Here is a 13,764-nt window from a genome sequence, read left to right as displayed (position 1 = left end):
AGATTGGTGTATCCAATTTTAGTACTGGTGCTTGTCTAAAACAACGGTAGAGTGTTTTGGATCTACACTGGAAGCATGCCTCGCAGTCCGTGGTCCCGCCGCCTTGCTGCCGTCTCCTCGCTGGGCGAGGAGACTCGCCGCGCGCTCTTCGACTACATCCGGTCTGCGGGCCGCCCTGTCGGCCGCGACGAGGCAGCCCAGGCCGTCGGGCTGACCCGGGGCGCCGCCGCCGCGCAGCTCGACCGGCTGGCGGATGAAGGGGTCCTCGCCGTGACCTTCGCCAAGGCGGGGGCCGGCGGGCCGGGCACCGGGCGGCCGTCCAAGTTCTATTCACCGTCACGAACCGAATTCGTGGCGTCCGTCCCGGAGAGGAACTACGAGCTCGTCGGGGAGCTCATGGCGTCGGCCGCGGAGCGCTCCATGACGGAGGGAACTCCCATAGAGGAAAGCCTCGAGGCCGCGGGGCGCCGGGAGGGCCAGAAGCTCGGGCGCGAGCACGCGAGCATCCACGCGGTCCTCGATGTCGCGGGCTACCACCCTGTGGCAGCTCCCGAGGGCTTCGAGCTGGGCAATTGCCCGTTCCACCAACTCGCACAGGGGCATCGCGGAGTCGTGTGCAGCCTGAGTGCCGCGCTGCTCGAGGGCGCGCTTGACGGTTGCGGGGACGCAGCGCACAGGGTCGAGCCGATCGATCCGGACGTCGGGCCGGGGGAGTGCTGCGCGAGGATCGTGCGCGCCGAGCGATAATCTGATCGGCGGCATCTGAACGGGGCAAGGTCAGAGCGCACGGGCCGGGGTGCACCGGCTCAGCGGGCCTACAGTGGAAGGGTGCCCGTGTATCTCGACCATGCCGCCACGACCCCGGTCACGCCCCACGCCCTGGCCGCCTTCACCGAGCAGGCCGCGCGGGGCGGGAATCCCTCCTCTCTTCACTCCGCGGGCCAACGCGCACGGCGCGCCCTGGAAGACGCCCGCGAATCCCTCGCGGCGTCCCTCGGCGCCCACCCCTCCGAGGTCGTGCTCACCTCGGGCGGCACCGAGGCAGACAATCTCGCCGTCAAGGGCCTCTTCTGGGGGCGCCGCGACGCCGACCCGCGCCGCACCCGAATCCTCTGCTCGAGCATCGAGCACCATGCCGTGATGGATGCGGTCGAATGGCTCGAACGGCATGAGGGCGCCGAAGTCGTGTGGCTTCCGTGCGGGTCCGACGGCGTGACGCGGCTCGAGGCCGTGCGCTCGGAGCTCGAGCACGACCCCTCCTCTATCGCCCTGATCGCCGTCATGTGGGCCAACAACGAAGTCGGCGCCCTCCAGCCCATCGCGGACATCGCGGCGCTCGCCGCGGAGCACGGCGTCCCCGTCCACTCGGACGCCGTCCAGGCCTTCGGGCATGTGCCCGTCAACTTCGCGGCCTCAGGTCTCGCAACGATGGCCGTCAGCGGTCACAAGGTGGGCGCGCCGGTAGGCACAGGTGCGCTCGTGGTGCGCCGGAATGCAGTCCTGACTCCCGTCCAGCACGGCGGGGGCCAGCAGCGCGGCCTGCGTTCCGGAACCCTCGACGCCGCGGGAGCGGCCGCTTTCGCCGCTGCCGCAGCTGACGCCGTCGCGCGCCTCCCCGAGGAGGCCGCGCGCCTCGAGGCGCTGCGCCATCGACTGGTCGACGGCGTCCTCCGCGAGGTCCCCGAGGCGCGCCTGAGCGGCCCCGCGGATCCAGCGGAGAGACTGCCGGGGATCGCGCACTTCACGTTCCCGGGCTGCGAGGGGGATTCCCTGCTCTTCCTCCTCGACATGATGGGCGTCGAAGCCTCCACGGGCTCGGCGTGCACGGCCGGAGTCCCGCGCCCGTCCCACGTCCTCCTCGCGATGGGGCTCACCGAGGAGCAGGCGCGGGGTGCCCAGCGCTTCAGCCTCGGCTGGTCATCGGGCGAGGACGACGTCGACGCGCTGCTCGCCGTCGTCGGACGTGCCTTCCAGCAGGCGCGCCAGGCGGGCATGGCAGGTCACGCGAGCAGCATCAGGACGGCATCGAGCCGCTAAGTCCCCCAGCGCTCAGCCCGCGGGCACGAGCTCCGCGAGCGGCACCGCGGGGTCGGAGAGCCGAGCCTCGTCGACGACCGCTCGGGAGGCGATGAGGGCCTTGAGCGCCTTCTGCGACTTCGGCGTGTTGACGTTCATGGCCGCGACGACCGCGCGGTCGCGGAGCCAGAACGCGACAAAGCCGTCCAGCCCGGACTCGACCGTCTCGATCGATCCGCGGAGCACGAGCTTTGCCCCGCGCGCCCGCTGCCAGTACCCCGAGTATTCGAGGCTGAGCGAGTATTGGTCTGTGTAGAAGTAGGGGGCGATCTCGAGCTTGGCATCCTGGCCGAGCATCGACTTGGCGGCGACCTTTCCCCCGTTCAGCGCGTTCGACCAGTGCTCGCTGCGCACATGGTCGCCGGTGAACGGCTGCAGCGAGTTGGCCACGTCACCTGCGGCATAGATGCCCTCGGCCGAGGTCCTGAGGGACGCGTCGACCACGATCCCGTTGCCGGTGAGAAGGCCTGCGCGCTGGGCCAGCCCCGCCTCGGGGACCACCCCGACGGCCACGACCACGAGATCGGCGCCCAGCCGCTCGCCGTCGTTCGTCACCACGCAGGTGACGCACTCGGCCTCCTGTGCGCCCACCCGATCCTCGGTCGCCTTGAACTCGACCGGGTGCGCGCCGAGCCGGAACTGGACTCCCTCGGACTCGTGGAGGCGCCGGAAGTAGTCGCCGAGCTCGGGCTCGAGCTGCGTCAAGGGAGTGCGCTCGCGGCCGACGACGGTCACCTCGTTGCCGTAGGTGCGCGCGGCGGCGGCGACCTCCATGCCGATCCAGCCCGAGCCCACGATCACCACGCGCTGCCCGCCTTCGGACAGCTGCGCGCGCAGGGCGAGCGAATCCTCGAACCGACGCAGCGTCACAATGCCCTCGAGGTGTGCCCCTGGAATGTCGAGGGTGCGCGGGGAGGCTCCGGTCGCAAGCAGGACGGCTCGGTAGGGCAGGAGCGCCCCGCTCTCGAGAGTGACGACCCGCGAGGCAGGCACCAGCTGGGTGACGCGCTCGCCGAGCCGCAGGTCGACACCATTCTCCGCGTACCACCCCGGCGGGTTCACGGCGAGCTCCTCCTCAGGGGCCTTCCCGAGCAGGAACTCCTTGGAGAGCGGCGGGCGCAGATAGGGTTCCCGATGCTCAGCCCCAATGACGGTGATGGAGCCTTCCCAGCCCTCGGCGCGCAACGTCTTCGCCGCTGTCCCGGCAGCAAGGCCGCCGCCCACGATGACCATCCCGTGTTCGTCCATGACGCATCCCTTCGCCGCGATGCCAATCAGCGCGATGCCTACCAGACGACTGCGGACCACCGCTGGTTCAGCCGCCCGCCGCTAGAATAGACCGGTGCGTGTTCTGGCAGCCATGAGTGGGGGAGTTGATTCCGCCGTCGCCGCGGCCCGTGCGGTGGAGGCGGGGCACGACGTCGTCGGGGTGCATCTTGCGCTGTCCCGCATGCCGGGGACGCTCCGCACTGGCAGCCGGGGCTGCTGCACCATCGAGGACTCCAACGACGCATGGCGAGCGTGCGACAAGTTGGGCATCCCCTTCTACGTCTGGGACTTCTCGGAGCGCTTCAAGGCCGATGTCGTGGATGACTTCGTGGCGGAGTATGCCGCCGGACGCACACCGAATCCGTGCATGCGCTGCAACGAGCGCATCAAGTTCGCCGCCTTGCTCGAGAAGGCGCTCGCCCTCGGCTTCGATGCCGTGTGCACGGGCCATTACGCGAAGGTCGTCCGCGATGCCCAGGGCAATCCGGAGCTGCACCGCGCCGCCGACTGGGCCAAGGACCAGTCGTACGTGCTCGGCGTGCTGACGGGGGAGCAGCTCGAGCACTGCCTCTTCCCGCTCGCGGACACTCCCTCCAAGGCTGAGGTCCGGGCCGAGGCCGAACGGCGCGGCCTCTCCGTGGCGAAGAAGCCGGACAGCCATGACATCTGCTTCATCTCCGACGGCGACACGCGAGGTTGGCTCGCGGACAAGATCGAGATGGCACCGGGCGACATCCTCGACGAGACCGGCGAGAAGGTCGGCGAACATGCCGGCGCGAATGCGTTCACCGTGGGCCAGCGGCGGGGCCTCCGGCTCGGGCGGCCCGCATCAGATGGCAAGCCGCGCTTCGTCCTCGAGGTGCGGCCGAAGGACAACACGGTCGTCGTCGGGCCGGAGCGGCTGCTCGCCGTCGACGAGATCCGCGGGATCCGCCTGTCGTGGGCAGGGGAGCCGCTGCCCGAAGCAGCTGCGGGCGAGGAGTTCGAGTGCTCTGCGCAGGTCCGCGCGCACGGCGACGCGCTGCCGGCGAGGGCCCGCGTCTTCCGCGAGCCAACGGACGACGGCGAGCTTGTCGTCACGCTCGAATCGCCCCTCCGCGGGGTCGCGCCCGGGCAGACCGTCGTGCTGTACCAGGGGTCGCGCGTCCTGGGTCAGGCGACGATCGACGCGGCGCGCTCGCTCTCGCGCCCCGCGGTCTGATCGCAGGCTCATCCCCTTCGGGACCCGTTCTTCAGCCGTACACGTCCACGTCGCCTGACCGACGCCGAGCGCCCCTAACCTGCGGGATGCCAGCTACGCATCCCGCAGGAGGAACTTTGGCTCCCCATCCCGTCCGTCTAGCTCACCATCCCATCCGTCGCCTTGCCGCCGGGAGCGCCGCTGCCGTTCTCGCGGTCGGGACCGCCGTCGTCGGCCTCTCCGCTCCCGCCTCAGCCCAGCCTGTTCAGCCAAGCCCCGCCTTCAGCTTCGGCGTCATCGGCGACACGCCCTACGGTGCGGCCGCCGTGCAGGAGTTCCCGCAGCACGTCGCGGCCCTGAACGCGGACCCCTCGCTCGACTTCGTGGTGCACGTCGGGGACATCAAGAACGGCTCAACGGTCTGCTCGGACGCGTACTTCGCCCAGATTCGCGCCGACTTCGACCAGTTCACGCACCCCCTCGTCTATACACCGGGGGACAACGAATGGACTGACTGCCACCGGGCCAACAACGGCTCCTACAATCCCCTCGAGCGCCTCGCGAAGCTGCGGGAGGACTTCTTCCCGGCGCCGGGCAAGACCCTCGGTGCCACCATGCCGGTGTCGAGCCAGGCTGATCTGGGCCTGCCCGAGAACGTCTCCTTCGAGCGGAACCGCGTCGCGTTCACTGCCGTCAACGTGCCGGGGAGCAACAACTCGACCCTCCCGTGGACGGGCCTCGGGCTGAACGCCCCCACGCCCGAACAGCTCGCCGAGGTCCAGCACCGCACCGACGCCGTCGTCGCAGAGCTCAAGGACACGTTTGCGAAGGCGCGCCAGCGCCACGACCGCACTGTGGTCGTGTTCCAGCAGGCGGACATGTTCGATCCGACCTACAACGTTCAATGGGGCGATATCAGCGCGTTCAAGCCCATTGTGCAGACCCTCGTCGATGAAGCCTCGTCGTTCGACGGCGATGTCCACCTCTTCGACGGCGACAGCCACGTCTACAACGCCGACCGCCCGCTCGCCGACGGTTCGTCCTGGCTGGGGAAGTACGGCGTGGCGGGCCACGCGGACAATCTCCAGCGGATCACGGTGGATGGTGCCGCCAACGCCTCCGACTACCTGCGGGTCAGCGTCGCGCCGAACGGGGCCGCCGGGGCGGGCCAGCCGGTGCTGAGCTGGGAGCGGGTCCCCTTCGCCGGCTGACGCTCTGCGTTGCGCCGTCACGTCCGCAGGGTTCACACCCGGCGGACGTGACGGCGCAAGCTTTTTGGTGCACCGAAATGTCAAGGTTTCGTTTCAATCTCGTCAAGCGAGGCTTTCACGTCTCCCGAAACGTGATTGAATGCTGGTGCACTCGGCCCTGTGTGCTGTATCACAGCATGCGTGGCCAGAACTCGAAGAGAAGGTCACCCCATGCGAAAGACCACCACGGCCGTTCGGAGCACCATCGCGCTCCTCGGCATCTCTGCCCTAGCCCTCACGGGCTGCACCGGCCCGTCCGGGGGCGGTTCAGCGCAGAGCGCATCCTCCGGCGGCGGCCCGGTCACGGTCGGGACGACGGACAAGGTCACGTTCCTCGATCCGGCCGGCTCGTACGACAACGGCTCCTTCATGGTCATGAACCAGATCTATCCGTTCGTGATGAATTCCAAGCCCGGAAGCGCAGATCCCCAGCCGGACATCGCGACCTCGGCGTCGTTCACGTCCCCCACCGACTACACGGTGAAGCTCAAGAGCGGCCTGAAGTGGGCCAACGGCGACGCCCTCGACTCGGCCGACGTCAAGTTCTCCTTCGATCGCCAGCTCAAGATCAACGACCCCAACGGGCCGGCCTCGCTCCTCGACAACCTCGCGAGCGTCGACGCTACAGATCCGACCACCGTCGTCTTCCACCTCAAGAAGGGCAACGACCAGACGTTCCCGCAGGTGCTCTCGAGCCCGGCCGGCCCCATCGTGGACCACAACGTGTTCCCCGCGGACAAGGTCATGAATGACGACGACATCGTCTCGAAGAAGGCCTTCGCCGGCCCGTACTCGATCACGACGTACCAGAAGAACCAGCTCGTCTCCTTCAAGGCCAACCCGGACTACCAAGGCCTTCTCGGCAAGCCCGCGACCGACACGGTCAACCTGAAGTACTACGCGAACTCGAACAACCTCAAGCTCGACGTCCAGCAGGGCAACATCGACGTGGCCTGGCGCTCGCTCACGGCAACCGATGTGGACAGCCTCTCGAAGGACTCGAAGGTCAAGGTCCTCAAGGGCCCCGGTGGCGAAATCCGCTACATCGTGTTCAACTTCAACACGATGCCGTACGGCGCGAAGACCCCGGAGGCCGATCCGGCGAAGGCGCTCGCCGTCCGCCAGGCGATGGCCGATCTCGTTGATCGCGACGCCATCGCACAGCAGGTCTACAAGGGCACCTACACCGCCCTCTACTCCTTCGTGGCGAGCGGCTTCCCCGGCGCGTCCACCCCGCTCAAGTCGATGTACGGCGACGGCAGCGGCAAGCCGAGCGCGGACAAGGCGAAGCAGGTCCTCTCGGCCGCCGGCATCCAGACGCCGCTGGCCATCAACCTGCAGTACAACCCGGACCACTACGGCCCCTCTTCCGGCGACGAGTACGGCATGGTCAAGCAGCAGCTCGAGGCCTCGGGCCTGTTCAAGGTCAACCTGCAGTCCACCGAGTGGGTGACCTACCAGAAGGACCGGACGAAGGACGTCTATCCGATGTACCAGCTCGGGTGGTTCCCGGACTTCTCCGACCCGGACAACTACCTCACGCCGTTCTTCACGGCGAACACGTTCCTCAAGAACCACTACGACAACCCGACCGTGGCTGACCTCATCGCGAAGGAGGCCACGAACCCGGACAAGTCGTCGCGCGAGCAGCAGCTCGGCCAGATCCAGGACGCCGTGGCGAAGGACCTCCCCACGCTGCCGCTGCTCCAGGGCTCCCAGGTCGCGGTGGCGGGAACGAACGTCAAGGGAGTCGAGACCACCCTCGATCCCTCGTTCAAGTTCCGCCTCGGCGTGATCAGCAAGTAACCGGCCAGTCCGGAACAGCCCCACCACCTGTAGCAGCGGCGGGATGCCACAGCGTCCCGCCGCTGCTGTGCGGGAACATCACCCCGCCCAGGAACCACCCCCAAAGGAACCCCCTTCCGATGACTGCACTGACTGAGACGCCCGAGGCCGCCAGCACCCCCGCGGTCCCGGCCGCCAAGCGGGCGGGCGGCGGACTCGCCACCTACCTCGTCATCCGCTTCCTGTTGATCTTCCCGACCATCCTCATCCTGGTGACGCTCGTCTTCTTCCTGATGAGGATCACGGGCGACCCCATCACTGCGGCCCTCGGGGGCCGCCTCCCACCCGACCAGCTCGCGCAGCGCATCCATGACGCCGGCTACGACCGGCCGCTCATCGTCCAGTACTTCGAATACCTCGGCCAGATCTTCACCGGGAACTTCGGCCGGACGATCTCGGACAACAGGGCCGTGACCGAGATGCTCGCAACCTTCGGCACTGCCACCCTCGAACTCGCGGTCAACGCCGTCGTCGTGGCCCTCATCGTCGGCATCCCGCTCGGGATGATCGCCGCGCACCGCCGCGACAAGACCGCGGACGCGATCCTGCGGATCTTCGCGATCCTGAGCTACGCGACCCCGGTGTTCTTCGCCGGGCTCCTGCTCAAGCTCATCTTCTCGGTATGGCTTGGGGTGCTGCCGGTCGCGGGCCGGGCGTCGACCTCGACGGAGATCGCGCTCAGCGGACTCGCGGCGCCCACCGGCATCTATTGGCTCGACGCGCTCCGCAGCGGCAACATCCCCGCCTTCTGGGACGTCGAATCGCACGCCGTCCTGCCCGCCACCGCCCTCGGCCTCCTGACCGCCGGCGTGTTCCTCAGACTCGTGCGCACCAACCTCATCGGGACGCTCGGGCGGGACTACCTCGAGGCCGGCCGCTCGCGTGGCGTGAGCGAGTTCCGGCTCGTCACGCGCCACGCCTACAAGCCGGCCCTGATTCCGATCATCACCGTCATGGGCCTCCAGATCGCCCTGCTGTTGGGCGGCGCCGTCCTGACGGAGACCACGTTCGAGTGGAAGGGCCTCGGGTTCCAGCTCGCCCAGTACCTCACGGCACGTGACTTCGTGGCCGTGCAGGGCATCGTGGTGCTCCTTGCCGTGATCGTCGCCGTGACCAACTTCATCGTGGACGTCATCGCCGCGCTGATCGACCCGAGGGTGAGGTACTGATGACCGCCCAGACACTGCCAGAGATCGAGCGCCACGACCCGCTGTGGACACGGCTGCCCGTCGTGTCCCACGTCCGCGCTAGCGTCGGCGTCCAGCGCGGCATGCTCATCGTGGGCCTCGTGCTGACGCTCGTGTTCCTCCTGCTCGCCCTGCTCGCTCCCGTCATCGCACCGTACGGCTTCTCCCAGATCTCGGACGCGAGCGGCGACTTCCCCACCCAGGAGCCGCCTAGCTCCAAGCACATCTGGGGCACCACCGTCGGCGGCTTCGACGTCTTCTCTCGGGTCGTGTGGGGCGCGCAGACCGCAGTCCTCGTGATCGTCGTCGCGGTGGCCCTGTCGATCTTCGCCGGCGTGGCGCTCGGCCTCGCCTCCGGCTACATCGGCGGGTGGCTCGATCGCGTCCTCGTGGTCATCGCGGACGCGATCTACGCCTTCCCGTCGCTGCTCGTGGCGATCGTCATGTCGATCGTCATCAGCCACGGCCAGTCGAGCCTGTGGGGCGGCGTCCTCGCGGCCGCGATCTCCATCACGGTCGTGTTCATCCCGCAGTATTTCCGTGTGGTGCGCGCCGAGGCCATCCGGCTGAAGGCCGAGCCCTTCGTCGAGTCGGCGAAGGTCATCGGTGCTTCGAGCTGGCGGATCATGGCCCGTCACATCTTCCGCAACGCAACCCGGAGCATCCCGCTCATCTTCACGCTCAACGCGTCGGAGGCCATCCTCACCCTGGCCGGCCTCGGCTTCCTCGGCTTCGGCATCGAGCCGACGAGCGCGTCGGAATGGGGCTTCGATCTCAACAAGGCGCTCAGCGACGTGACAGCGGGCATCTGGTGGACGGGAATCTTCCCTGGTCTCGCGATCGTGCTGACGGTCCTCGGGCTCACGCTCGTGGGCGAGAGCATGAACGACCTCGCCGATGCCCGCCTCCGCACCCGCCGCCACGGCGGGAAGAACCGTGGCAAGAAGCGCCCGGAAGGAAGCAAGGCATGAGCGAGGAGCTTGACGTACGGCCGGCGGGTCCGGCTGAAATCGTGCTCGACATCGACGACCTCGAGGTGTCGTTTGCCACCGACGCCGGGGAGGTCCACGCCGTCCGCGGCGTGAGCCTCGACGTCAAGGCGGGCGAGGTCGTCGCCGTCGTCGGCGAATCCGGTTCCGGCAAGACAGTGACGGCCAAGACGATCCTCGGCCTCCTGCCGGAGACGGCCACCAGCTCGGGCGCAGTGGTGATCAAGGGGCAGAACGTCATCTCCCTGAGTCCGGCCAAGCTCCGCGAGCTGCGTGGCCGCGATGTGGCGATGGTCTTCCAGGAGCCCTCGACGGCCCTCAACCCCGTGTTCACCGTGGGCTGGCAGATCTGCGAGGGCATCCGGGCGCACCGGGCCCGTACGGGGAACCACCGCATCAGCCGCAAGGAGGCCCGCGAGCGCGCCATCGAGTCGCTCCGCAAGGTCGGCATCCCCGACCCGGAGAAGCGCGTCGACTACTACCCGCACCAGTTCTCGGGCGGGCAGAAGCAGCGCGTGGTGATCGCCGCCGCGCTAGCGCTCGACCCCGAGCTCATCGTTGCGGACGAGCCGACCACCGCGCTCGACGTGACCGTCCAGGCGGAGATCCTCGAACTCCTCCGCGATCTCCGCGACCTCTACGGCACGTCGATCGTGCTCATCACCCACAACATGGGCGTTGTTGCGGACCTCGCGGACCGCGTCGTCGTCATGTACCAGGGCGAGGTGGTCGAGGAGGCGCCGGTGCGCCGGCTCTTCGCGGAGCCGCGCGAAGACTACACGCGCCGCCTCCTCGCAGCGGTTCCGCACCTCGGGCGCGAGTCGGCCTCCGAGGGCGCCACGCAGCGCCTGCGTCAGGGCGGGGAGGTTCTCGTCGCGGCAGAGGGCCTCGAGATCGTGTATCCGGGGCGGCTCGGCTCGCCGCCTTTCCGCGCGGTGGAGGGCGTCTCGTTCACCGTCTCGGCGGGTGAAGTGTTTGGCCTCGTGGGGGAGTCCGGCTCGGGCAAGACCACGATCGGCCGGGCGATCGCCGGGCTCAACCGCGCGACGGGGGGCAGCCTCAAGGTTCTCGGGCACGAGATGGTCGGGTTCCGCGAACGTGCGTTCCGTCCGCTGCGCAAGGAGATCGGGTTCGTGTTCCAGGACCCTGCCGCCTCGTTCAACCCGCAGCTGACCGTCGGGGAGTGCGTCGCGGAGCCGCTCATCGTGCACCTCGACCTGCAGACGGCCCAGGTACGCCGGCGGGTCGGCGAGCTGCTCGAGTCCGTCCAGCTCCCGGCCTCGTACGCGTCGCGGTATCCGCACGAGCTCTCCGGGGGCCAGCGTCAGCGGGCCTCGCTTGCTCGGGCGCTCGCACTCGAGCCGCGTCTCCTGATCGCGGACGAACCCACTTCCGCCCTCGACGTCTCGGTCCAGGCGAAGGTGCTCGAGCTGTTCCGGGAGATCCAGGCAGAACTCGGCTTCGCTGCCCTGTTCATCAGCCATGACCTCGCTGTGGTGGACCAGCTGAGCCACTGGGTGGGCGTGCTCTACAAGGGCCGGCTCGTGGAGCAGGGGGTCAGCAGCCGCGTGATGGGCGATCCACAGGACGAGTACACCAAGCGGCTCATCGCCTCGCTGCCCGTGCCGGACCCGGTCGAGCAGGCCGAACGCCGCAAGGCGCATCGGGCGCTGCTGGGCGGCTGATCGGCAGCCTAACGTTTATCCGTACGACTAAGGCATATCTTGCCTAAGGACGACGACGGCGGCAGGCGCCCTGCCGCCGTCGTCGTTCGTTTGCCGTCAGCTGGCTTGCTGCTACTCAGTGCCGACGATCCGGACGTTGAACTGCGCCGTGCCGAGCGTTCCCATGAGCCGGAGCCACAGCGGCATGTACATCTCGAGAGCCCTGGCTCCGTCGAGCCCGCCGAGGTCGCGGACTCTCTCCGCCCGCCACCCCATCGCCTCGATCAGGGCGCGCACCTGGGCCTTGGCGCCGTCGTCGTTGCCGGCGAGGAAGACGTCGTGCTCCCCGCCGCCCACTTTCTCCGGCGCCACCATCACCGTGACGGTCACGGTATTGAACGCCTTGACGATGCGAACCGCAGGGAAGGCCCTCTGAAGCTGCTCGGCGAGGCTGTCCTGATTGGCGACGGAGAGGAACGGCGGGAAGCCGCGCGAGAAGTCGAGGGGGTTGGAGAGGTCCCACAGGATCTTGCCGTCAAGCCTCTCGGCGCCGATCTCCGTGAGGACGTCGAGCGAGACGGTGCCCGGGGTTGCGTTGACGAGCAGTTCGCCGTCCTCCGCCGCGCCCGCGAAGTCCGTGGCCCGCCCGCCGGTCGCGTCCGCCCACTGGACCGCCTCCGGCTTGGCCGCGTCCCGCGAGCCGATTGTCACATCGTGGCCGAGGTCCCGGAAGCGGGCCCCTAGAGTCCGGCCGACGAACCCGCTTCCGATCATGCCGATCTTCATGAGACTGACCTACAGCGCCGACCGCGGCCGGGTCAACGGGCCGCGGCCCCTAGACTGAAACCCATGACCGAGCAGCACCGTGATGACGCCCGCCCCGATGCCGAGGCGGCCCACCCCGAACAGGCCTACGACCCCACCGCGAGCTCCCTCAAGGGCGAGGTGGATCCGGAGGTCATGGCGGAGCTGCTGTCCATCCGTTCGAGCATCGACAACTTCGACGCCACCCTCGTCTATCTCCTGGCCGAGCGCTTCAAGGTGACCCAGCGGGTGGGCTGGCTCAAGGCGAAGCACCATCTCCCGCCGGCTGACCCCACCCGCGAAGCAGCCCAGATTGCGCGCCTCCGCCGCCTCGCAGAGGAGGCCCAGCTCGATCCGGCGTTCGCGGAGAAGTTCCTTAACTTCATCATCAGCGAAGTCATCCGGCATCATCAGGCGATCTCCGAGGATCATCACGCGCGCCAGAACGGCGACGCGGGTCAGGCGTAGCGCGATGCCCTACCAAGTCACCGCAACCGCCCTCGGGGAGTGGCCCGGAACTGACGCGGTCGAGGCGGAGAAGGCGATCCGGGGCGAGCTGGGCAGTCCGCATCTCCCGTTCCTCGCGGAGCTTCCGGACCGCGGCGTCGGCTCGGATGCGGTAGGGCGTACCGCCACGCTCCTCGTCGACCTCCACGCGGACGTCCAGCCTCACGGCTGGCGCATCGTGGACCGTCCCGGGCGCGACGCGGCCCGCGCCGCCTCCGCCCTCTCAGCGGACCTCAACGTGCTCGCGGACGTCGTGGGCTCCGAGGAGAGGAGCGCGGAGGAGCTCCAGGTCCGCCTCCTCGGACCCCTCAGCCTCATGGCGGGCCTCTACCTCCACAACGGCGAGCGTGCGCTCGCCGACGCCGGCGCCCGCCGGGACATCGCCCAGTCGTTCGCAGCGGGGGTGGCGGAATTCGTCGCGCGGGTGCGTGTGGCGGCGCCGGGGGCACGACTCGCCGTGCAGCTGGCCGAGCCGGATGCCGCTCGGGTGCTCGCCGGGCTCCTGCCGACAGCGAGCGGCTATCGGACGATTCGATCCCTCCCCGCGGCCGAGGCGAGGACCGCCTGGGAAAGTGTGATCGACGCGCTCCGGGAGGCGGGGGCCGAGCAGGTCCTCGTTCACCTCGACGCGTGGGAGGCACCGATAGACGGAGTGCTCGAGGCGGGGGCCGACGGCGTCGCCCTCCCGGCGCCGTCACTGACCGTCCCGCAGTGGGAACGGCTCGCGGAGGCCGTGGAGTCCGGGAAGCACCTCTGGCTCGGCGTCGTACCGCTCGCGCCGCCCCCGTCGATGCGCACCGCGGACATCGCGGAATCGCTCCTTCGCCCGTGGCGCCAGCTCGGGCTGCCAGAGCGTCAGCTCGGCGCGGTGCGCGTCACCCCCGCTGAGAGCCTCGCCTCCCTCACGCCGGAGCGGGCGACGGCGGCCCTCGCCCGGACGGTCAAGCTCGCCGACGCGGTGAACCAGCTCGCCTTCGGCTGACCGCCCAACCG

General features: G+C 69.0%; 12 protein-coding genes. 10 read left to right on the top strand and 2 right to left on the bottom strand.

All coding sequences use genetic code 11. The annotated features are described in order from the left end of the window. Positions 1 to 75 precede the first annotated feature (75 nt). Entirely contained in the window at positions 76 to 747 is a 672-nt protein-coding gene (locus E5679_RS05140; protein ID WP_138414015.1) for a helix-turn-helix transcriptional regulator, read from the top strand. A gap of 81 nt (positions 748 to 828) precedes the next feature. Further along, positions 829 to 2,037: a cysteine desulfurase family protein gene (locus E5679_RS05135; protein WP_138414014.1), complete on the top strand. Its 1,209-nt coding sequence runs from the start codon at positions 829 to 831 to the stop codon at positions 2,035 to 2,037. A gap of 12 nt (positions 2,038 to 2,049) precedes the next feature. On the opposite strand, the gene E5679_RS05130 is transcribed toward E5679_RS05135, so the two are convergent. Beyond that, positions 2,050 to 3,324 (bottom strand): NAD(P)/FAD-dependent oxidoreductase, encoded by a 1,275-nt coding sequence (locus tag E5679_RS05130; RefSeq protein WP_138414013.1) that lies wholly within the window; start codon positions 3,322 to 3,324, stop codon positions 2,050 to 2,052. A 94-nt stretch (positions 3,325 to 3,418) separates the two neighbouring features. On the opposite strand from E5679_RS05130, the gene mnmA reads away from it, so the two are divergent. The 6 genes from mnmA (at position 3,419) to E5679_RS05100 (ending at position 11,481) form a co-directional block, all read left to right on the top strand. Beyond that, positions 3,419 to 4,546: a tRNA 2-thiouridine(34) synthase MnmA gene (gene mnmA / locus E5679_RS05125; RefSeq protein WP_138414012.1), complete on the top strand. Its 1,128-nt coding sequence runs from the start codon at positions 3,419 to 3,421 to the stop codon at positions 4,544 to 4,546. Positions 4,547 to 4,662: 116 nt separating this feature from the next. After that, on the top strand, positions 4,663 to 5,736 hold the full coding sequence (locus E5679_RS05120) for a metallophosphoesterase family protein (RefSeq protein ID WP_249335967.1): 1,074 nt from the start codon (positions 4,663 to 4,665) through the stop codon (positions 5,734 to 5,736). 210 nt (positions 5,737 to 5,946) lie between these two features. Next, complete coding sequence (locus tag E5679_RS05115; RefSeq protein ID WP_138414011.1) at positions 5,947 to 7,581, top strand: ABC transporter substrate-binding protein; 1,635 nt, start codon at positions 5,947 to 5,949, stop codon at positions 7,579 to 7,581. Positions 7,582 to 7,700: 119 nt separating this feature from the next. Beyond that, positions 7,701 to 8,789 carry an ABC transporter permease gene (locus E5679_RS05110; RefSeq protein WP_138414010.1) on the top strand — a complete coding sequence of 363 codons (1,089 nt, stop codon included), beginning with the start codon at positions 7,701 to 7,703 and terminating at the stop codon, positions 8,787 to 8,789. Next, a complete protein-coding gene (locus tag E5679_RS05105) occupies positions 8,789 to 9,778 on the top strand; it encodes an ABC transporter permease (RefSeq protein ID WP_138414009.1) in 990 nt (329 codons plus the stop codon). Before E5679_RS05110 ends, E5679_RS05105 begins: the two co-directional genes overlap by 1 nt. Next, a complete protein-coding gene (locus tag E5679_RS05100; protein WP_138414008.1) occupies positions 9,775 to 11,481 on the top strand; it encodes a dipeptide ABC transporter ATP-binding protein in 1,707 nt (568 codons plus the stop codon). The genes E5679_RS05105 and E5679_RS05100 overlap by 4 nt, the downstream gene beginning before the upstream one ends. Before the next feature lie 111 nt (positions 11,482 to 11,592). Here E5679_RS05100 and E5679_RS05095 read toward each other — a convergent pair whose 3' ends face one another. Then, positions 11,593 to 12,246, bottom strand: coding sequence for an NADPH-dependent F420 reductase (locus tag E5679_RS05095; RefSeq protein WP_138414007.1), 654 nt, complete (start codon positions 12,244 to 12,246; stop codon positions 11,593 to 11,595). A gap of 63 nt (positions 12,247 to 12,309) precedes the next feature. On the opposite strand from E5679_RS05095, the gene E5679_RS05090 reads away from it, so the two are divergent. Further along, positions 12,310 to 12,732 (top strand): chorismate mutase, encoded by a 423-nt coding sequence (locus E5679_RS05090; protein WP_138414006.1) that lies wholly within the window; start codon positions 12,310 to 12,312, stop codon positions 12,730 to 12,732. Positions 12,733 to 12,736: 4 nt separating this feature from the next. Beyond that, positions 12,737 to 13,753: a uroporphyrinogen decarboxylase/cobalamine-independent methonine synthase family protein gene (locus tag E5679_RS05085; RefSeq protein WP_138414005.1), complete on the top strand. Its 1,017-nt coding sequence runs from the start codon at positions 12,737 to 12,739 to the stop codon at positions 13,751 to 13,753. Positions 13,754 to 13,764: the final 11 nt, after the last annotated feature.

The sequence above is a fragment of the Sinomonas gamaensis genome (assembly GCF_005876955.1).
Lineage (GTDB): Bacteria > Actinomycetota > Actinomycetes > Actinomycetales > Micrococcaceae > Sinomonas > Sinomonas gamaensis.
This window is presented reverse-complemented; position numbering and strand designations above follow the sequence as displayed.